Source organism: Paraburkholderia sp. SIMBA_054 (genome assembly GCF_046534875.1).
GTDB classification, from domain to species: domain Bacteria; phylum Pseudomonadota; class Gammaproteobacteria; order Burkholderiales; family Burkholderiaceae; genus Paraburkholderia; species Paraburkholderia hospita.
The window spans coordinates 1-237 of the sequence record NZ_JAWRXV010001688.1 but is presented as its reverse complement, the minus strand read 5'-3'; the positions used below and the strand labels follow the sequence as shown (position 1 = coordinate 237).

Genomic DNA, 237 nt, shown 5'->3' with positions numbered 1-237 from the left:
AGGGATCTCCACGGTCTCGACATAGGTTTTCACCGGAAGTTCTGCGCTCCCTGAAGACAAGACGACTTCAATTGTGCTGCCAACTTCGAGCATCTCACCGCCAGCGACATTTTGAGACAGCACCAACCCGGCTTCCACGGAATCCGATTCTTCTTCACGCACAATGCGGATATTGAAACCCGATGAACGGGCATACTCGTTCAACTCCGCTTCCCCGTAGCCGCTCAAATCTTCCAC

The 237-nt window shown here is 53.2% G+C and carries 1 protein-coding gene; it reads right to left on the bottom strand.

Going from position 1 to position 237, the window contains the following annotated elements; all coding sequences use genetic code 11:
• The coding region (locus SB822_RS60845; RefSeq protein ID WP_410859620.1) for a PASTA domain-containing protein at positions 1-237 on the bottom strand (237 nt) is incomplete at both ends.